General features: G+C 71.6%; 18 protein-coding genes. 4 read left to right on the top strand and 14 right to left on the bottom strand.

What is annotated here, in order from left to right; translation table 11 throughout:
- Positions 1-81 precede the first annotated feature (81 nt).
- Positions 82-1,209 carry a PleD family two-component system response regulator gene (locus NR792_RS39715; protein WP_375757883.1) on the bottom strand — a complete coding sequence of 376 codons (1,128 nt, stop codon included), beginning with the start codon at positions 1,207-1,209 and terminating at the stop codon, positions 82-84.
- 107 nt (positions 1,210-1,316) lie between these two features.
- On the opposite strand from NR792_RS39715, the gene NR792_RS39710 reads away from it, so the two are divergent.
- Complete coding sequence (locus tag NR792_RS39710; protein WP_375757882.1) at positions 1,317-1,976, top strand: hypothetical protein; 660 nt, start codon at positions 1,317-1,319, stop codon at positions 1,974-1,976.
- Positions 1,977-1,985: 9 nt separating this feature from the next.
- Here NR792_RS39710 and NR792_RS39705 read toward each other — a convergent pair whose 3' ends face one another.
- From NR792_RS39705 to NR792_RS39690, 4 genes are all read right to left on the bottom strand, one after another.
- Positions 1,986-2,243 carry a hypothetical protein gene (locus NR792_RS39705; RefSeq protein ID WP_375757881.1) on the bottom strand — a complete coding sequence of 86 codons (258 nt, stop codon included), beginning with the start codon at positions 2,241-2,243 and terminating at the stop codon, positions 1,986-1,988.
- Between the two features lie 21 nt (positions 2,244-2,264).
- A complete protein-coding gene (gene mutM / locus NR792_RS39700; protein WP_375757880.1) occupies positions 2,265-3,122 on the bottom strand; it encodes a DNA-formamidopyrimidine glycosylase in 858 nt (285 codons plus the stop codon).
- Between the two features lie 135 nt (positions 3,123-3,257).
- Positions 3,258-4,274 carry an RNA 3'-terminal phosphate cyclase gene (gene rtcA / locus NR792_RS39695; RefSeq protein ID WP_375757879.1) on the bottom strand — a complete coding sequence of 339 codons (1,017 nt, stop codon included), beginning with the start codon at positions 4,272-4,274 and terminating at the stop codon, positions 3,258-3,260.
- A gap of 186 nt (positions 4,275-4,460) precedes the next feature.
- On the bottom strand, positions 4,461-5,696 hold the full coding sequence (locus NR792_RS39690; protein ID WP_375757878.1) for an RtcB family protein: 1,236 nt from the start codon (positions 5,694-5,696) through the stop codon (positions 4,461-4,463).
- Positions 5,697-5,843: 147 nt separating this feature from the next.
- Here NR792_RS39690 and rtcR point away from each other — a divergent pair, with 147 nt between their 5' ends.
- Positions 5,844-7,475, top strand: coding sequence for an RNA repair transcriptional activator RtcR (rtcR, locus tag NR792_RS39685; RefSeq protein WP_375757877.1), 1,632 nt, complete (start codon positions 5,844-5,846; stop codon positions 7,473-7,475).
- A gap of 438 nt (positions 7,476-7,913) precedes the next feature.
- Here rtcR and NR792_RS39680 read toward each other — a convergent pair whose 3' ends face one another.
- From NR792_RS39680 to NR792_RS39645, 8 genes are all read right to left on the bottom strand, one after another.
- Positions 7,914-8,588, bottom strand: coding sequence for a hypothetical protein (locus NR792_RS39680; protein WP_375757876.1), 675 nt, complete (start codon positions 8,586-8,588; stop codon positions 7,914-7,916).
- A gap of 2 nt (positions 8,589-8,590) precedes the next feature.
- Complete coding sequence (locus tag NR792_RS39675) at positions 8,591-9,610, bottom strand: CARDB domain-containing protein (protein ID WP_375757875.1); 1,020 nt, start codon at positions 9,608-9,610, stop codon at positions 8,591-8,593.
- Positions 9,611-9,621: 11 nt separating this feature from the next.
- Positions 9,622-10,473: a hypothetical protein gene (locus NR792_RS39670; protein ID WP_375757874.1), complete on the bottom strand. Its 852-nt coding sequence runs from the start codon at positions 10,471-10,473 to the stop codon at positions 9,622-9,624.
- Positions 10,474-10,495: 22 nt separating this feature from the next.
- The gene (locus NR792_RS39665; RefSeq protein WP_375757873.1) at positions 10,496-11,845 is read right to left on the bottom strand and encodes a M24 family metallopeptidase; all 1,350 of its coding nucleotides are present in this window, start codon (positions 11,843-11,845) and stop codon (positions 10,496-10,498) included.
- A gap of 286 nt (positions 11,846-12,131) precedes the next feature.
- Positions 12,132-12,350 carry a hypothetical protein gene (locus NR792_RS39660; protein WP_375757872.1) on the bottom strand — a complete coding sequence of 73 codons (219 nt, stop codon included), beginning with the start codon at positions 12,348-12,350 and terminating at the stop codon, positions 12,132-12,134.
- 107 nt (positions 12,351-12,457) lie between these two features.
- On the bottom strand, positions 12,458-13,306 hold the full coding sequence (locus tag NR792_RS39655) for a tetratricopeptide repeat protein (protein ID WP_375757871.1): 849 nt from the start codon (positions 13,304-13,306) through the stop codon (positions 12,458-12,460).
- A gap of 148 nt (positions 13,307-13,454) precedes the next feature.
- Positions 13,455-13,928 carry an anti-sigma factor family protein gene (locus tag NR792_RS39650; protein WP_375757870.1) on the bottom strand — a complete coding sequence of 158 codons (474 nt, stop codon included), beginning with the start codon at positions 13,926-13,928 and terminating at the stop codon, positions 13,455-13,457.
- Positions 13,925-14,506 (bottom strand): RNA polymerase sigma factor, encoded by a 582-nt coding sequence (locus tag NR792_RS39645; RefSeq protein ID WP_120564062.1) that lies wholly within the window; start codon positions 14,504-14,506, stop codon positions 13,925-13,927. The genes NR792_RS39650 and NR792_RS39645 overlap by 4 nt, the downstream gene beginning before the upstream one ends.
- 509 nt (positions 14,507-15,015) lie before the next feature.
- Here NR792_RS39645 and NR792_RS39640 point away from each other — a divergent pair.
- Complete coding sequence (locus NR792_RS39640) at positions 15,016-15,567, top strand: hypothetical protein (RefSeq protein WP_014395291.1); 552 nt, start codon at positions 15,016-15,018, stop codon at positions 15,565-15,567.
- Positions 15,564-16,154, top strand: coding sequence for a tRNA-uridine aminocarboxypropyltransferase (locus tag NR792_RS39635; protein WP_014395290.1), 591 nt, complete (start codon positions 15,564-15,566; stop codon positions 16,152-16,154). Before NR792_RS39640 ends, NR792_RS39635 begins: the two co-directional genes overlap by 4 nt.
- 24 nt (positions 16,155-16,178) lie before the next feature.
- On the opposite strand, the gene NR792_RS39630 is transcribed toward NR792_RS39635, so the two are convergent.
- Positions 16,179-17,603, bottom strand: a complete 1,425-nt coding sequence (locus NR792_RS39630; RefSeq protein WP_375757869.1) for a protein-disulfide reductase DsbD family protein — start codon at positions 17,601-17,603, stop codon at positions 16,179-16,181.
- Positions 17,604-17,623 lie beyond the last annotated feature (20 nt).

The following is a 17,623-nucleotide window of genomic DNA, read 5'->3' as shown; positions in this document are numbered from 1 at the left end:
GGCTCAGGCGAGGGGTGGACGGGCGTTCAGCCCGTGGCGCTCCCGGCCTTGTGCCCCGAGCAGGCCGCCCGAGTCAAACCCCTACGACGCGTCCGGCTCCGGGTCGGGAGCCAGGACGGGCTCGAAGAGGCGGGGCGGCCCCGCGGACTCCCGGGCGCGCTCGCGCTCCTCCACCAGGATGGCGGGCACCAGCACGCCCAGCATGAACAGCCGGGTCGCCGCCTCGTAGGCCAGCGCCTCCGGGAAGCGGCACTCCAGGAGCATCGCGCGCACGGTGCGCCGTCCGTCGAAGAGGCGCACCACCTGCTCCACGTCTTCCGGCAGCGAGGGCAGCTCCCGCGCCAGCCGGTTGAAGTCCACCGTGAGCCGCGCCGCCAGGGGCAGGCCCTTGACGCGCAGCTGTTCGAAGCGCTCCAGGCCGGGCACCAGCTGGTCGCACAGGAACGGGCGGTCCAGGGCGAGGGTGCCCCGGTGCAGCTCCGGGCCGAACGTCACCGTGTACGCGCCCGCGCCGAAGCAGAGCAGGCGCCGGAACGCGAGGCTGCCGCGCTCACCGTGGAAGCTCGCGTCCACCACCTGGCCGTGGCGGAAGACGAAGGCGCCGGTGTCCTCGGCCAGCACCACCCGGCCGGAGCGCACGCCGGACAGGAGCGCGCGCGCCAGCCCCACCAGGGGCAGCGCTCCAGTGTGCGCGTCGTAGACGTCCTCCTCGCCGCGCCGTCCCGCCTTGAGCCGCGCGAGCACCGCCACGTCGCGCGCGTCCACCGGCTCCACCAGGTATTCGTCCGCGCCCACGCCCGCGGCCAGGTCGCGGTGGAACTCCTCCGGGTGCCGGGCCACCAGCAGCACCGGCAGGTGCGCGGACCTCGCGTCCGCCCGGAGCACGCCGCAGAGGCTGAAGCCGTCGCCGTCCGGCAGGTCCGCGTCGATGATGACCAGCCGGGGCAGCGCCGGCTCCGGCCGCGCCGGTTCTGACTCCGGCCGAGACACCCCGGGCTCCAGGCCCAGCCGGGCCAGCGCCGCGCGCGCGCCCTCCACGTGCACGGGCTCGAAGCCCTCCGCGATGAGCGCCTCCGTCACCGCCGGCCGCGCCGTCTCGCCCACCAGCAACACCGAGCCCGAACCCTCACCCGGCAGGGCGAGTGCGTCGCGACCTCCCGAAGGTGTGGAGGTTTCAGGGGGGGGTGCGGCGTGCAGGTAGGCAACCATGGATTCCCCATTCTTCCAGGGAACCCGAGTGAATGTACAACCCGCCTCCAAGTCCCTGGATTCGTTGGGTTTTGGCCAGACCGCGTCCCACGCTAGGGTGCGCGCCCATGACGCGCCTCGGACCGCTGCTTGCCCTCCTCGTCGTGCCCGCCCTGGCCCTGGCCCAGGATGCCGAAGTCTCCCTCTCGCAGGAGGACCCGCTGGGCTCCGTGGTGGCGCCGGTGGTGCTGCCGGCGGGGGCGACGGCGCTCTATGGCTACACGGGGGCGCCGGAGGTGGGCCTGGGGTTCCGGCAGGGGCTGGGCGCGCTGGAGGTGGAGGCGCGGGCACGCTTCGACTGGTTCAAGCTGGGCGCGTCGCTGGAGCTCGTGGGCCGCAAGGAGGTGGTGCGCCAGGGGTCGTTCGCGCTGGCGCCGACGCTGGGCCTGGGCCTGGTCCTCAACTCCGGCTCCACGTACATGGACGACGACAACTTCTCCGGCGTGCTGGTGCGCATCCTGCCGGGGATGGTGGCGGGCTACCGGGTGGCGGACACCGTGGCGCTGCTGGGGCTGGTGGACCTGCCCATCGACCTGGGGCTCAACGGAGACAAGCAGCGGCGCTTCCAGGCGCTGGGGGGCCTGGGCGTGGAGGTGTACCTGGGCGGCAACGTGTCGCTGCTCGCGGCGGGACAGGTGGGGGTGGAGACGTTCCAGGAGCGCGCGGGCGCGGGCCAGACGCGGCTGGGGCTCACCGGGCGCGTGGGCCTGGGGACGCGGCTGTTCTAGGAGGGGCCCCTAGAAATCCGGCGGAGGGCTCTGGCGCGGCGTGCCCATGAGCTCCAGGGTGCGCAGCGCGACGCGGATGAGCGTCTGGGCGCACGGCTCGCAGCCTCCGCCGCAGCAGTGCGGCCAGCGCCCTTCGGGGTCGCGCAGGAGCGGGCGCACGCTGGATTGGTAGTAGCTGGGGAGCTGGTGCTCCGCGCTCGCGAGATTGAGCGCGTCTTCGAGGGCCAGGGGCGAGGGGGCGGGAACGTCGGACACGCGCCCGTTCATACCAGCCACCCGGGGGGCTTGTCAGAGCAGAGAGGTCTGCGCCGGGGCCTCGGGCGCGGCGCCGTCCGCGGGCTGGCAGTGCGCGCACCAGTGCGTGTTGCGGCCGCCGATTCTCAGGTGCGACACGGGCGTGGCGCAGCGGGGACAGGGCGCGCCCGTCCTACCGAAGATGTTGCGCCGGTGCTTCGCCTGCCCCTGCACCCCGAACAGGTCGCGCTGCGTGCCGCGCAGCCTCAGTCCCTCCTCCAGCACGTCGCGGATGCCCCGGTGCAGCCGGACGATTTCGGCGGGAGACAGCGACGACGCCAGGCGCCGGGGGTCGATGCCCGCGGCCCACATGCTCTCGTCCGCGTCGCGGTTGCCCAGCCCCGCGAGCACGCGCTGGTTGAGGAGCACCGTCTTGAGCGCGCTGCGCCTGCGCCTGAGCAGCTTCGCCAGCACCTCCGGCGTGAAGGCTTCATCAAGCGCTTCCGGCCCCAGCTCCTCCAGCTTGAGCTGCGAGGCCAGCATCGACGTGGGCCCCAGCGCCACGCGCGCGTAGCCCAGCGTGTCGGTGAGCTGGAGCTCCTCGCCGCCCTCCAGCGTGAGGACCACGAGCGTCGCGGGAGGCCGCTCGCTGCCGGAAGGCCGCAGCTGCAGCTCACCCCACAGCATGAAGTGCAGCGCGAGCGTCTGTCCGTCATCCAGCGCGAGCAGCATGAACTTCGCGCGCCGCTCCGCCTCGAGCACCTTGCGGCCCTGGAGGTTCTGGATGAAGTCCGGCGGCGAGGCGAAGCGCACCGCCGCGGGCATCAGCACCTCCGCGTCCACGAAGCGGCGGCCCACCACGGCCTGCTTCAGGTCACGGACGATGATCTCCACCTCAGGAACCTCGGCCACGCGCAGCCTCCCTCACGGGTTACAACGTAGGAAGGATGCGAGGTAACGCCACGGGTTGTGTCCCGCTGGCGGAAGCGCCTCGTCCGTCCGCCGGGCATCCGACCGGACGGGGCCCCGCCTGCGCCCTGCCCCGCGTCAGGCGCGCACGGTCACTTCGTGCACGTCGCGCTCCACCTCCCGAACGTCCACCTTCACGTCGAGGAAGTTCGCCATGGTGTCGCGCTGCGTGAGCGCGTGGCTGTCCAGCGCCAGCGTGCGGAAGGTGCCGCCCTTCGCCAGGGCGCACAGCAAGAGGAGCTGATCACACAGGTGCTCGCCCACGGGCACACCGGCGTCAAGGTAGCGCTTCACCTTCGTGGCCACCTCCTCGCCCACCACTTCCGCGCGCTTGCCGCGCTCGCCGAAGCCGGTGAAGACCTCCGTCACGTGCTCGCTCTCCACCTCGACGCGCAGCACGTTGCCCGGACCGAAGGCGCGCTTGAGCTCCTCCGGCCGCTGCTGATCCGGCCGCAGCTTCAGCACGGCGGCCACGGCGTCCAGCTCGCGCTTCGCCACGTCGAAGGGGATGGACGCCACCTGGGCCACGGCCTCCGTGCGCAGCACCCGGCCGCGCTCCATCAGCTGGAGCGGCTGGAGCTTCGCGGGATGGATGTCCACGCGGAAGCGGCCCCCGCCGGCCGGGTAGAAGCCGGGTCGCTCCAGCGTCACGTCCACGCGCGGGCCCATGCGGCGCAAGAGCGGCAGGTACGCCTTCTCCAGGAAGTCGAACGGCGGCGCCGCCGGGTTGTGCGTCCCGCCCTCCAGCATCAGCGTGGAGGCCCCATCCGCGTGCAGGAGCGCGGGCAGCACCGTCTGGAACACCAGCGTCGCGCTGCCCGCCGTGCCCACGGCGAAGTGGTAGTTGCCCGCCGTCAGCGCGCGCGGGTGGAAGGACAGCTGCTTGGAGCCCAGCTCCGCGCCCGTCACCTCCGCGGCGCCCACGGCCTCCGCGGCCTTGAGCGCGGTGAGGTGCTGGCGCAGCAGGCCCGGCTTGGCGCGGCCGGCGCGCACGTTGACCATCTCGAACGGCGTGCCCGTCACCAGCGACAGCGCCAGCGCGGTGCGCAGCACCTGGCCGCCGCCCTCCCCCTGTGAACCATCGATGCGAACCATGTGCGTGGTGCTCCTTTGCGCGCTCGCGGACGGATGCAGCATCCCATCCCTGATTACAAAAAATAGCGGCGCCCGCTCCCCCACCTTAACGGCCGCTTGCGCGGACCTCTTCGGGGGAACGGGCGCCTCGGTGGCTTCATCCCGGCATGTGCACCTCCGCAGGACGGCGGGTGGGTTGTGCTTCGGCTATCCCTTCACGCACACCACCTGCTTGAGCGTGTGGACGACCTCCACCAGGTCCGCCTGCGCGGCCATCACGGCGTCGATGGGCTTGTACGCGGCCGGCGTCTCGTCAATCACGTCCACGTCCTTGCGGCACTCCACGCCCTCGGTCGCCTTCGCGTGGTCCTCCAGCGTGAAGCGCTTCTTCGCCGCTTCGCGCGACATCACCCGGCCCGCGCCGTGGCTGCACGAGTGGAACGCATCCGCGTTTCCCTTCCCGCGGACGATGTAGGAACGGGCCCCCATGCTGCCGGGGATGATTCCCATGTCGCCCTCGCGCGCCCGCACCGCGCCCTTGCGGGTCACGAAGCAGTTCTTTCCGAAGTGGTGCTCGCGCGAGATGTAGTTGTGGTGGCAGTTCACCGCGGACTCGGACAGCTCGAACGGGGGCAGCTCGCCGCTCGCCTTCAGGGCCTCCACCGCCGAGTGCAGCATGAGCTCGCGGTTCATCGCCGCGAAGTCCTGCGCCCAGCTCACCGCGAACACGTAGTCCTCGAAGTGCTCCGTTCCCTCCGGCAGGTACGCCAGGTCCGCGTCCGGCAGGTGGACGAAGAAGCGCTGCATGTCCTCCTTCGCCAGCTCGATGAAGTGGCTTCCGATGCGGTTACCCACCCCGCGCGACCCCGAGTGCAGCATCAGCCACACGCCATCCGACTCATCGACGCACAGCTCGATGAAGTGGTTACCCGTCCCCAGCGTTCCCAGGTGCGCCAGCTCCGGCCCACGGCCGATGCGCGGGTGCTTCGCGACGATGCGCGCGTACCCTTCCGCCAGGCGGGCCCAGGCAGCGGTATGCGTCGCGGGCGAGTCCTTCCACGCGCCACGGTCATTCCGGCCGCCGTTGTCCGTACGGCCGTGCGGCACCGCCGCCTCGATGGCCGAGCGAACCCCGCGCAGCGAGTCCGGCAGCTGCTCCGCGCGCAGCGTCGTGCGCACGGCGATCATCCCGCATCCGATGTCCACGCCCACCGCCGCCGGCACCACCGCGCCCACCGTGGGCACCACGCTCCCGACCGTCGCGCCGTAACCGCGGTGCACGTCCGGCATCACGGCGACCCACTTGTGGATGAAGGGCAGGCCGCGGAGGTTGCGAAGCTGCTTCTTCGCTTCGTCCTCGAACGGCACCCCCACCGTCCACGCCTTGATGGGGCGGCCCGCCTCGTCCGACAGCACCTCGTAGTTCGTGTTCACGCGGTCCATGGCTCTGCACCTTTCGGTCGTTCGACGCGGGCGCTGTGTCCCGGTCACGTGGGGGAGCTAGAGCAGCCGGCGTGCCAACACCGTTTCCGAGGGAAGCCCACCAGGCAGGCTGGAAATACCTATCCCATGGGATAAATATCTATCCTGATGGCTCAAAAGGCGAAGACGCGGCGCACGGTCGTCATCGGGATGCTGGGGACGACGCTGGACACGGGGTTGGGGGCGCAGCGCTGGGCGCGGTGGCGGCCCACGGTGGCGCTGTGTCAGCAGGAGGACCTGCTGGTGCACCGGCTGGAGCTGCTGCACCCGCCCCGGGCGTCGTCGCTGGCCACGGTCATCCAGGAGGACATCGCGCAGGTGTCCCCGGAGACGCAGGTACGGCTCACGTCACTGCCCATCCGGGACCCGTGGAACCTGGAGGAGACGTACGGCGCGCTGCTGGACCACGTTCGCGCGAACCCCTTCCATCCGGAGGAAGAGGACTACCTGGTGCACATCACCACGGGCACGCACATCGCGCAGATCTGCATGTTCCTCCTGGTGGAGAGCCGGTTGATTCCGGGCCGGTTGGTGCAGACGTCCCCGGGCAAGGGGAAGGAGCACGCGGCGGTGGGCTCGCACGCCATCATCGACCTGGACCTGTCGAACTACGACACACTGGCGGCGCGCTTCCGGCAACAGCAGCGCGAGGGGCTGTCGTTCCTCAAGTCCGGCATCGACACGCATAACGCCGCGTTCAACCGGCTCATCGAGCGGATTGAGCAGGTGGCGGTGCAGTCCCGAGCGCCGCTGTTGCTGACGGGCCCCACGGGCGCGGGCAAGTCGCAGCTCGCGAAGAGCATCTACGCGCTGAAGAAGGCGCGCAACCAGGTGGCGGGGCCGTTCGTGGACTTGAACTGCGCCACGCTGCGCGGCGACGGGGCCATGTCCACGCTCTTCGGCCATGTGAAGGGCGCGTTCACGGGCGCGGTGGGCGACCGGCCCGGACTGATGCGGCAGGCGAACGGCGGCGTGCTGTTCCTGGACGAGATTGGCGAGCTGGGCGCGGACGAGCAGGCCATGTTGCTGCGAGCGTTGGAGGACAAGCGGTTCCTGCCCGTGGGCGCGGACAAGGAGGCGGAGAGCGACTTCCAGCTCATCGCGGGGACGAACCGCGACCTTCAGCTGGACGTGGAGCGGGGACGCTTCCGCGAGGACCTGCTCGCGCGCATCAACCTGTGGACCTTCCGGCTGCCCGCGCTGCGCGAGCGCCCGGAGGACATCGCGCCCAACCTGCAATACGAACTGGATCAGGCCTCACAGGCGCTGGGCACGCGGGTGACGATGAGCAAGGAGGCCCAGGAGTACTTCCTGCGCTTCGCCACGTCCCCGGAGGCCCGGTGGAGCGGCAACTTCCGCGACCTCAACGCGGCGGTGCTGCGCATGTCCACGCTGGCCGCGGGCGGACGGATGACCCGCGAGGTGGTGGACGAGGAGCTGGAGCGGCTGCGGGCGCAGTGGCGTCCCGCGGGCACGGCGGCGACGTCCGGGAGCGAGGGCGTGCTGGTGGAGGTGATGGGCCCGGCGCGCGCGGCGGAGCTGGACCGGTTCGACCGGGTGCAGCTCGCGGACGTGGTCACGGTGTGCCGCTCCGCGCGTTCGTTGTCGGACGCGGGCCGGACGCTGTTCGCGCAGTCGCGTGCGCAGAAGAAGAGCGTCAACGACGCGGACCGGCTCCGGAAGTACCTGGCCCGCTTCGGCCTGACGTGGGCGGACGTGAGCGGTCGCGACGCGGAGTGACCGGGCCGTCCCGTGGCCCGATGAATGAGAAGGTGGGAATCCCGCTGTGACTCCCGTCAGCGGCGCACCGTACGAACCTGTCCGACTGTCGGACAAGTTGGGACCACCGCCCTGGCAGGGGCCCCCGTCAGCGGCTCACCGCACGAACCTGTCTGACTGTCGGACAGGTTGGGACCACCGCCCTGGCAGAGGCCCCCGTCCCATCCGAGCAGCGGAAACCTGTCCGACTGTCGGACCGGTTGGGACCACCGCCGTGGCAGGGGGGCGTCCGTCCCCCCGGCCGTGGAAACCTGTCCGACTGTCGGACCGGTTGGGGCAACCGCCTGGCAGGGGGCGTCCCTCCTCCCTGGCCGTGGAAACCTGTCCGACTGTCGGACCGGTTGGGGCCGCTCGGCGAGGGGGCCGCGTGGCCGGGGACCTGGGGAGGGGCACCTGGCATCAACGGAAGGCGTCCGCCACGGACCGGCATTGCCTTGTGGCCAGGGCCTCATCGGGCACCCGGATAGTCCCCTCGTCGGGAGAGGACGGGACTGGCGCGGGCGGTGCCCCTTGCACGTTCGCTCCGCTCAGCCACGCGGGTGGCACCATGCACTCGATGGTGAGCGGCCCTTCGAACGTCGCGCGCACGCGTCCGTCCTTCGTTCGCACCTCACCCCTCGCCTGGTTCCCGGTGACGGTCAGTTCCAGGGTGCCTTCGTCCATCGTCATCGCGGGCCCCTGGGCCAGTTGGGAGTCCACCACCGCCAGCCCCGGTCCCAGCGCCGTCTGCGAGATGATCCGCGCGGTGGCGTGTTTCGACTCCAGGAACTTCGCGTCCACCGCCATGCGGAAGCGCCAGGAGCCCCCGTCCTCAGACTGCGCGCTCAGCGCGACCCGCATCAGGGGAACAGGCGGATCATTCAGGAAGTCGGCGCTGAACCGCACGGCCGGGGCCGAGTAGGTGCCCTGGTCCGTGCGCACCGTGGCCGCGCCGCGCGGTTGGGGACGCTCGGAGCCGGAGGAGGACACCGCCGCGGGAGCGTCCTTGAGCGCTCCGCGCGACGACATCGGCTCTTCCCTCGGCTTCGCGCAGGCGCCCAGGAGCAGTGCGGCCATCAGGGCGCCGTACCGCATGGTCAGCAGCCCACCCGCAGGGTCATCGCGCTGACGGTGGTGTTGTCGTTCTCACGCAGCTCGGACACCACGCCCTCCGGATCCATGTCCAGGTAGACGTAGTACGTGTTGAACGGCAGCGACGCCGGCACCGTGAAGCCCAGCGAGTAGGTGCCCTCCGAGAACGCCCCCAGCGAGTGGTTGAACGTGGCCACGATGGTGGTGGACTCGCTGTAGCCATTCGGCGGCGCCGTCGGGCTCAGGCGCACGCGCAGCGTGTAGGACGACACGGCCGCGTTGCCCATGTTGCCCACGTAGAACTTCACGCTCTGCGCCGTGCCGCGGCACACGGTCTGGGTGCCGGAAGGATCCAGCGTCTGCGCGACGTCACCCACCACGCCCATCGACGACGGCAGCAGGTTGGGCTTCGTCTGCGAATAGCCGTACAGCGTGTTCATGCCCTGCGCGTTCGTGGGCCACAGCGTGGAGGACTCGAAGCCGCCCGTCACCAGGTGCGGCGGCGAGGTGCGCAGGATGCTGTGCCCTCCCTCGTGCTTGAAGCCGAAGAAGTGCCCCGCCTCGTGCACGAACGTGCTGCGGCCCGACGTACCGAAGGCGTTTCCGGTGCGAGGCGTGAAGTCCAGGTCGCTGGCGATGCAGATGTCCGCCTCGTCGATGCCGTTGCTCCCGATGAAGCACAGCCCCACCGTGGAGTACGTCACACCGTTGTTCCCGTCGATCGCCGCCCGGTCACACAGGCCGATCTCGTTCTGCCCGTCGCTGTGGTTCAGCGAGCAGTCCGTCGCCGCGTTCACGTTGTAGCCACTGACGATGTGGGACAGGTCGTCCCACTGTCGCAAGCCGTTCCAGTACGCCGTGTTGACGTTGCCGGAGTCCGGGATGCTGCACCGGTTCCGGTAGACAACGGGCCCGCTGTACCACTTCACCGGCGACCCGTTGCACGTGTCCCAGGCGGCGGCTCCCGCCTCCGTGCCGCCCAGCACCAGCGCCGCGACGGCACCCACGAATGTCGTTGTCTTCATGGCGGACCTCATCACGGCTGGCCGGGCGGGATGTCCCGCTCGGGCTGGAGGGGAACGGCACGCGGCGCCGCCGGATTCGCCACGGCGGGCGTCACCGGCACGGACAGCGACGACGCGGTGGTGACGGGCTCCTCGCGGAACGCCCCCGTCACGGTGAGTCCCCGCGCGCGCAGGTGGTTCTGGAGCAGCGAGAGGAACGCCTCCCGCTCCAGCGCCTCCGGAGCAGCCCCCAGCGCCTGGGCCTCCGCGCGCAGCGCCGGACGCGCGCCCATCAGGTCCACCGTCTCGAACACCGGCGCCGTCTGCCGCACGCCCTCCGAGCCCAGGCCGGACACGAGCCCGCCCTCGGCCCCCACCAGCACCTCGCGGCCTCCCATCGGCTCCACGCGGAACGCGTGCTCGTCCAGCACCGGCGACAGGCTCCACCCGGTGTTGCGCAGGAACACCACGTAGCGCGCGCCCCGGACGAAGCGGGGCACGTGGCTCACCACGAGCTGGCGTCCATCCGGCAGCAGCCCTCCGGCCTGCTTCAGGCGCAGCTCCCGGGGCGCCGCGCCCAGGTGCGCGCGCACGTCCCCCAGCGTCACCACCGTCCACGGGCCCGTGCGCGGCGAGTACTCGGAGCGCACGTCGGTGACCTCGCCCTCCACCACGGAGGCCGTCTGGTCGAACAGGCTGAGCAGGCTGTCCACCGCGCGCGGCGGCCGGAGCGACGCGTCCGCGACCAGCGGGCGCTCCTGTCGCGCGGGAGCTTCGTCCCCACCGGCGGCGCTACACCCCGTGAGTCCCAATCCCAGGACGAGCAGCGCGCCTCGTGCGCGGCCCTCCCCACCGAACGTCGTCCATGGCCTGCCCACGCGCATCACGTCCGCTCCCTTCGTGTCATCAGTGGATGAGATAGAAGGCGTCCTGGCGCGGCACGAAGAACCGCCAGCCTTCGTCCGTCAGGTACGCCGGATCTTCCTGCATCACCGCCACCTGCTGCCCGCCCCACTCTGGCACGGCGGTGGTGGTGCTGAGCTCGACCGCGAGGTACGAGCCCTTGCGCAACAGCCGGGGCGCTTCCTTGCGCGACGCCGCGCGGAAGTCGATGGCCGCCCCCAGCGCATGGCCCTGCGCGCCCAGCGGATGGCTGTAGACCTTGGCCTCGATGCCCCGCTCCTTCATCTCCGCCATGGTCGCGTCGTAGACGTCCGCCGACGAGCGCCCCGGCCGCGACGCCCGCAGCATCAGCGCGTCCTGCAGCGCCTGCGTGTTCGCCAGCGCGCGCTTCAGCCCCTCCGGCGCGTCCTGCTCCCCGTCCTTCAGCACGTACGCCATCTTCTGCCAGTCCGTGTTGAGGCCCAGCGCCGTGACGCCGAAGTCCACGTGCAACAGGTCCCCGCGCTGGATGACCACCGCCTCGTCCGCCACCGCCAGGAAGCCCCGGGAGAAGCCGTCCTTCATGCCCTGCCGCTGCACGCGCAGGTCCGGCTGGAACCACGTGCCCACGCGCGCCTCGAACAGCGCGTCGTAGAGCCAGCGGCGCACGTCCCCCACCGTCGTCTTGCCGGGCACCACCACCTCGTTGGAGAGCGCCCGCTTCACCAGCGACTCCGTCAACGCCACCAGGTCGCGGTAGGGCGTGAACTCTCCGGGCAGCCGCGTGTCCAGGTATTCCTCGATGAGCGGCCCCGCGCTCACGAAGCGCGCCTCCGCGGACGGGCCCAGCGCCGCCGCCAGCCACTTGTAGCTGTCATGCGTGAGGCTGCGCGTCACGCCGCGCCGGCCGTCCATGGCCAGCGCGATGGTGCGCGGGTGGTAGCGCGCGTCCAGCTCCGCGAGCGCCTCCTCCTGCTTGCGCTCCACCGGAGGCGAGGTGAAGAAGCGCGTCACGGCCTCCGTGGCGTAGCCCGTCAAGGCCACCTTCTGGAGCCCCGCGTCGCCCGCGTCCACGAAGACGAACACGTCTCGGTTGCCCGCGTACGGCAGGGGCGGCGCGACCCAGGCCGTCAGCGGATCATCGTGGAACTCCTCGTTGACCACCACCCACATGCCCACGCCGTGCCGGCGCATCATGTCCAGCAGCAGGCCGTGCCGCTCCTTCAGCCAGGACTCGCGCAGGGCCCGCTCCTGGGACGGCGGTGGCACGGGCGAGGTGGCGGGGACGGCGGTGTCGCGCACGGGCGCGGTGGCACACGCCACCAGGCAGCCCAGGCTCAGGGCGGGCAGAAGGACGCTGCGCCAACGCTTCATGTCGGGAACTCCGGGTCGGGAAGAAGGTGGGGCAGCGTAGCGTGCCCGAAAAACCGAAGCCCCCCGCCCCGGAACCTCCTGGGTTCCGGGCGCGGAGGGCCTGGGGCGCATCCCACCTGCTCACCCGCTCGGATGGCCTCGCTCCTTCACGCTTCCGGGCCCCGTCCCCCCCGGTCCGGGACACCTGGAACCCGCCGGGCCTCACGGCTGGCGGATCCACTGGAAGCGGCGGCCCTCCCCCGAAGGCCGCGTGGAGCGCGGACATCCAACCGCGCGCGCCGTAACGTCAGTAGCTGGCGACCCCGTCCAGGCCGCTTTCATCGAAATCGAAGAGCGATTCCTCCCCTTCGTGCCAGGAGGCCTCTTCCCCGTCCCCCTCATCCTCGTCGACCCGGTATCCCCTGGGCTCCCGGGACTCGTCCTCCGGCCGCACGCCCGCGCCCCCGTTGGAACCGGGCGCCCACAGCGCACCGTCCCCCTGGCTCCACGCTTCGATGCGGTACATCGCTTCCCCCCGGGGTGCGGTGTCTCCGGTCCATCCACGCCGCCGCCACGCCGCGCCTCGATAATTAGACGCCGACCGCAAAAAACCTTGGGTCGCCCCTGCCTCATTTATTTCAGAAAGTTTCCCCCCTGCCGCAGCGCGCGGGCCCGGATCCCGGCCTCTTCGCTCCAGCCCGGCTCTCCCCGGCGGGCCACCGCATCGAAGGCTTCCGCCGCCTGGAGCGGGAGCCCCATGGCCCGGAGCACCAGCGCCCGGTTCCACAGCGCCTGGGGATGATCCGGGGCCTGACGCAGCACGCCTTCGAGCAGCTCCAGCGCGCCCCGGAAGTCCCCCGCCGCCATCGCCACCACGGCCCGGTCGCTGTCCCGGTCCAGGGACGGCGCGCTGCGCGACAGGAAGTCCGCGGCCTGACGCAATTCGCCACGCACGAGGTAGGCCGCCGCGATGCCATGCAGGTCCCCCCGCTCCTCCAGCGCGGCCAGGGTCCGCAGGGGCACCGGAGGCTCGGCCGCGAGCGCCGCCAGGTCCCCCGAACCCGTCCGGACGGGGACGTAGGGGAGGTACCGGTCCGCGGCCGGGTACGCGATGCGCGCCTCCAGCTCCCGCGCGGACGCATCCGCCCGCCATGCGTCCCCCGGCCGGAAGCCATCCCCCGTCAGGAACGCGGCGAGCGCTCCCAGCCCCATGGCCAGCACCGCTCCCAGCGCCTGCAGCCACCGGCCGCGAGGGAGGGAGAAGCGGACCGGCTCGCGGACGGAGGAAGGCGGGGGTGGCGCGTCGTTGTGGGCCACCGCTCCACACAGGGCCTGGACGCTGAGCATCTCCAGTTGCATGGCATCATGCAGCCCGCTGGCGCACGCGCGGCAGAGGGCCAGATGGAGCCGGAAATGCTCCTCGTCCCCCGACTCCAGCTCCCCATCCAGGAACCGGTAGAGCTTCTTGCACCAGAGATCCATCACGCGTCAGGGCCCCGAGTCACGCGGCCGCCTCCCGTCCCTTGCGAAACGCGAGCGGAGGCAATCCTTGGTGGATTCCGCTCCCAGCGGTCCGGCGCTGGCTCGCCCGCCTGCCCCCCAGGGAGGAGCAGGCTGCCCGAGCCCTTCTTCAGCGCCGCGAGCGGGGGCGCAGCAGCGTCCCACCGGAGCGGCTGGAGCGCGGGCACGGAAGGCGCGGCGCGCTGACAGCCTCCACGGCCTCCGTCCGCGAGAACCAGGGGCAGCAGTTGGCGCACCCCGGGCAGCGGCGGCGGAAGCGGCGGGCGCCCTGGTGCCACGCGCGGCCCTCGCGCTCGGGAGGAGGCGGCTCCTGCGTGGCGAGCACGTCCCCCGGCCAGTTCTCCGGCACGTCGTCGTCCCAGGAGCCGGGCACCGTCTCACGGGCCTGACGGGCGGACACCCAGCGCTCGCTCTCCGCCGCGTCTTCCAGCGCGAGCCGCGCGAGCATCTCCAGTTGCAGGAGGTCGTGGAAGCGCCGGGAGCAGACGTCGCAGCCGGCCAGGTGGCCGCGGACGCGGCGCTGGTCCTCGGCGGACAGCACTCCATCCAGGAAGGGCTGGAGGTCCTCGCACGCGCTGCTCATCGTTCCCTCTCCTGGCGGCGGCGTTCCGCAGTGTCGTGGAGCATGGCCTTGAGGCGGCGGCGGGCGTGGAAGAGCCACGTGCCCACCGTTCCCGCGCTGGGGGTGTTCATCCGCCGGGCGATCTCCGCATGGCGAAGGCCCCGCGCATGCAGTTCGAACGCCTGGCGCAGCTTCTCGTTGAGCCGCGCCACGGCCTGGCGCAGCTCGTCCTCCGTGACGCATTCCCACTGCTCGGGCTCCGGCGCGTCCTCCGGGTCCTCGAAGAGCATGTGCACGTTGTGCAGGTCCACCCGGCGGTCCGTCTCCGCGCCCTGGCGGCGGCACTGGTCCAGGAACCGGTTGTGCAGCACGCGCACCAGCCACGCGCGGCGCGCGGGCTCCGGCCACCGCTTGAGCCGCTCCCATTGCAGGAGCGCGCGCAAGAGCACGTCCTGCACCAGGTCGTCGCAATCACTGGCACTCTTGCCACAGACGTTGCGCGCGATGGCGACCAGCACCGGCTGATGGCGGATCGCGAACGCGGCGAACTCCCCTCCAGAGCCCTCCCGGACTGGCGGCTCCTCCCTCCCTGGCACCATGCGACCGCCTCCCTTCCCTCCAGAGAACGCCGAGGGTCGGATTCTTTTTCTCTCACGGATGCGACAAACGCTGCCGCGCTTCTTCCCGCGTCACGGCGACCAGTGTCGCTGGAACACTTCAAGCAGACGCCAATTCCTTGCATGGAATAGACAGACATCCAGGCACTCCCGGTTCAATTCCTCTCCGTGGGTGTGTCTTGCCTCCGGGTGGCGCGCGCCCCGCCCGGCGTGGAAGTGGCGTGGAAAATGGGGCCCAGCATGCCCCAGCGGCTGGAGGTGCCTGGAGCGTTTTCGTGAACGCGGGGATCCGCCAGGAAGGCTCCGGGAAGGCTCCGGGGACGCACCGCGCGGCGGGCCTCCGGGTGCGTCAAGCGGGGTGACACCTCCCGGGGGAGCGCCCTCCCGGTCCGGAGGAAGCCTCCCGGGGGCCCGGGGAAGCGTCCCGGAGCGAAACTCCCCCTTGCATGCCTGGGGAGTCCTTTGGTCCTCTTGGGCCACGCCGTATGCCCATGGAAACCGCCGCCGACAGCCGAGAGTACCGCGTGGTCTTCTTCTGCCCCGCGTCCAACGCCCGGCTCGAGCGGCTGGAGGTCCCCGTGCGCCGGCTGTTGTCGCGCATCCAGGCGCCTCCGGCGGAGTTGGCCCCGCTGAGCGAGGCCGGGGCCCTCACGGAGGCCGGGTGGCAGGTCTACCTGGTGCGTTCGCTGACGGAGCGCTCCGCGGCGCAGGCGATGGCGGCCTACGTCAGCGAGGCCACCTGCGCCCTGGCGGCGGAGGTGGACGCGGAGGTGCTGGGGCTCTACGTGGACGTGTCCGGAGACTCCGCGCGCATCTGCCGCTGCGGCCCGGAGGACGGGCCGGAGACCTTCGCCGGGCGCCGGCAGGCCGCGCTCACCCGCACGTCCGAGTGGCTGGAGGTCGCGCCCGCGAGCCTGTCCGCCCTCTTCCAGTTGGACCCACCGGACGCCGAATACGAGCCGGACGCGGATGACCGCTTCGTCGAGGAGAAGCTGCGTGAGGCGCGGGCCCTGATGGAGCGCTACCGCACCGCGGCGAAATGAGGTCGAGCACCCCGGAGGACCTGTCCGGCCGCTGCGAGCGGTGCTACCTGCCCACGGCCCTGTGCCTGTGCGCGGACGTGCCCGTCATCCCCACGCGCACGGAGCTGCTGATCATCCGGCACAACAAGGAGTCGCAGAAGAGCACCAACACCGCCCGCATCGCGGCGCTGGCGCTGCCCCGCTGCCACATCGTCTCCTATGGCGCGCCCGGGGCGCCCTTTGACGCATCGGTGCTGGACACGCCGGACACGTGGCTGCTGTTCCCCGACGCGCCGGAGGCGGAAGGGCCACCGCCGAAGCGGCTGGTCATCATCGACGGGAGCTGGGCGCAGGCGCGGCGCATGGTGCAGCGCGTCCCCGCCCTGCGCCGGCTGCCGGGCCTGAGGCTGCCGCCGCCCGCGCCGGACACGCGCCGCCTGCGCAAGCCGCCGCACCCGGACGGGATGTCCACGCTGGAGGCCATGGCCGGCGCGCTCGCGCGGCTGGAAGGCGAGGAGCTCGCGAAGCCGCTGCTCACGCTGCACGAGCTGATGATTGAGCGCGTGCTCGCGAGCCGGGGCCGGCTGGGGTGGGAGAACTACCTCTGACGCCCGGCCGCGGTGAGGCGCCTCCTACTGGAGGACCTTCCGCATCTCCGCCGCGAAGGGCACGGGCTCCAGGAAGCCCGTCACGCGGGGCTTCGTCAGCACCGTGCCGTCCGGGTTCACGAAGGCCACCGTGGGCAGGCCCTCCACGCCCAGCTGCTCCATCAGCGCGTCCAGGCGGTCCTCGCTGTTCGTCGCGTCGATCTTGATGGTGAGGAAGCGGCTGTCCTGCGCCTGGGAGATGACCTCCGTGGACGGGTACGTCAGCCGGTCCAGCTCCTTGCAGGCCGCGCACCAGTCCGCGAAGAAGTCGATGAGCACCGGGCGGCCCTCCTTCTTCGCCGCCGCGAGCACCTGCTCGAACTGGCTCGCGTCGAACGTCGCCGTCTTCGCCGGCATCACGTGGTCCCACTGCCAGGACGGCGCCACGGGACGCTCCTGCAACCCCATGCGCACCCAGAGCTCACCCGTGGGCCGCGCGTCCAGCGCGCCGCCGCGCACCACCAGCGCGCCCACCACCAGCGCCACGCCCAGCGCCTTGAAGCCGAAGTCGCGCGCGCCCTCCTTGAACGAGCGGTGCACCGCGCCCACCAGCACGCCCACCGTCACCAGCACCGCGGCAATCACCGCGCCGGGCACCTGGCCCACCTCGGCGCCCAGCGCCTTCACGGTGTCGCGCGCCCAGGGGAACGCGTCCTTCAGGTACGAGAACGCGAGCGCCACCAGCATGATGCCCAGCACGCTCTTCACCCACTCCATCCACACGCCACCGCGCGGCAGGCGCACCGTGAACACGCCGATGAGGAAGAACGGCACGCCGATGCCCAGCGCGTAGATGAACAGCAGCGTCGCGCCCAACGTCGTGTTGGCGGACTTCGCCACGAAGGCCAAGAGGCCCGTCAGCACCGGCCCCGTGCACGGCGCCGCCAGGAACCCGGACACGCTGCCCATCACGAACGCACCGGCAAGGCCCGCGCCGCCCACGTTGCTGAGCTTCGTCTGCATGGACGACGGCAGCGCCAGCTCGAACGCGCCGAACATCGACGAGGCCAGCAGCAGCAGGAACAGCGCCAGCCCCATCACCACCGGGGGGCTGCCCAGCATGGAGCCGAAGGCCTGGCCCGTCTTCGCCGCCAGGATGCCCAGCGCGCTGAACACCACGCCCATGCCCACGATGTACGACGACGTCAGCGCCAGCGAGCGGCCCCGCCCTTCCGCCTTCCGCGCGCCGAACACCGACACGGTGATGGGGATGAGCGGGTACACGCACGGCGTCATCGCGGTGAGCAGGCCGCCGGCGAACACCACCAGGGCGCCCCACGCGAGGCTGCCGGACTCCAGGAACCGGGCCGCGTCCAGCCCCGCGCTCGGGCCGGTGGGCAAGAGCCACGGCACCACCGCCACCGCCACTCCCGCCACCACCGCCGCCAGCGTCAGCTTCTTCGTGTCCATGCGTGCCTTTTCGCCTCCGC

The organism is Corallococcus exercitus, assembly GCF_042231735.1.
In the GTDB taxonomy this organism is placed as follows: domain Bacteria; phylum Myxococcota; class Myxococcia; order Myxococcales; family Myxococcaceae; genus Corallococcus; species Corallococcus exercitus_B.
This window is presented reverse-complemented; position numbering and strand designations above follow the sequence as displayed.

What these genes read in the sequence shown, in the direction of transcription:
- NR792_RS39715 (WP_375757883.1), bottom strand. Translation starts at nt 1,209, where the DNA reads ATGGTTGCCTACCTGCACGCCGCACCCCCCCCTGAAACCTCCACACCT.
- NR792_RS39710 (WP_375757882.1), top strand. Translation starts at nt 1,317, where the DNA reads ATGACGCGCCTCGGACCGCTGCTTGCCCTCCTCGTCGTGCCCGCCCTG.
- NR792_RS39705 (WP_375757881.1), bottom strand. Translation starts at nt 2,243, where the DNA reads ATGAACGGGCGCGTGTCCGACGTTCCCGCCCCCTCGCCCCTGGCCCTC.
- rtcA (WP_375757879.1), bottom strand. Translation starts at nt 4,274, where the DNA reads ATGGTTCGCATCGATGGTTCACAGGGGGAGGGCGGCGGCCAGGTGCTG.
- NR792_RS39690 (WP_375757878.1), bottom strand. Translation starts at nt 5,696, where the DNA reads ATGGACCGCGTGAACACGAACTACGAGGTGCTGTCGGACGAGGCGGGC.
- rtcR (WP_375757877.1), top strand. Translation starts at nt 5,844, where the DNA reads ATGGCTCAAAAGGCGAAGACGCGGCGCACGGTCGTCATCGGGATGCTG.
- NR792_RS39680 (WP_375757876.1), bottom strand. Translation starts at nt 8,588, where the DNA reads ATGCGGTACGGCGCCCTGATGGCCGCACTGCTCCTGGGCGCCTGCGCG.
- NR792_RS39675 (WP_375757875.1), bottom strand. Translation starts at nt 9,610, where the DNA reads ATGAAGACAACGACATTCGTGGGTGCCGTCGCGGCGCTGGTGCTGGGC.
- NR792_RS39670 (WP_375757874.1), bottom strand. Translation starts at nt 10,473, where the DNA reads ATGCGCGTGGGCAGGCCATGGACGACGTTCGGTGGGGAGGGCCGCGCA.
- NR792_RS39665 (WP_375757873.1), bottom strand. Translation starts at nt 11,845, where the DNA reads ATGAAGCGTTGGCGCAGCGTCCTTCTGCCCGCCCTGAGCCTGGGCTGC.
- NR792_RS39660 (WP_375757872.1), bottom strand. Translation starts at nt 12,350, where the DNA reads ATGTACCGCATCGAAGCGTGGAGCCAGGGGGACGGTGCGCTGTGGGCG.
- NR792_RS39655 (WP_375757871.1), bottom strand. Translation starts at nt 13,306, where the DNA reads ATGGATCTCTGGTGCAAGAAGCTCTACCGGTTCCTGGATGGGGAGCTG.
- NR792_RS39650 (WP_375757870.1), bottom strand. Translation starts at nt 13,928, where the DNA reads ATGAGCAGCGCGTGCGAGGACCTCCAGCCCTTCCTGGATGGAGTGCTG.
- NR792_RS39645 (WP_120564062.1), bottom strand. Translation starts at nt 14,506, where the DNA reads ATGGTGCCAGGGAGGGAGGAGCCGCCAGTCCGGGAGGGCTCTGGAGGG.
- NR792_RS39640 (WP_014395291.1), top strand. Translation starts at nt 15,016, where the DNA reads ATGGAAACCGCCGCCGACAGCCGAGAGTACCGCGTGGTCTTCTTCTGC.
- NR792_RS39635 (WP_014395290.1), top strand. Translation starts at nt 15,564, where the DNA reads ATGAGGTCGAGCACCCCGGAGGACCTGTCCGGCCGCTGCGAGCGGTGC.
- NR792_RS39630 (WP_375757869.1), bottom strand. Translation starts at nt 17,603, where the DNA reads ATGGACACGAAGAAGCTGACGCTGGCGGCGGTGGTGGCGGGAGTGGCG.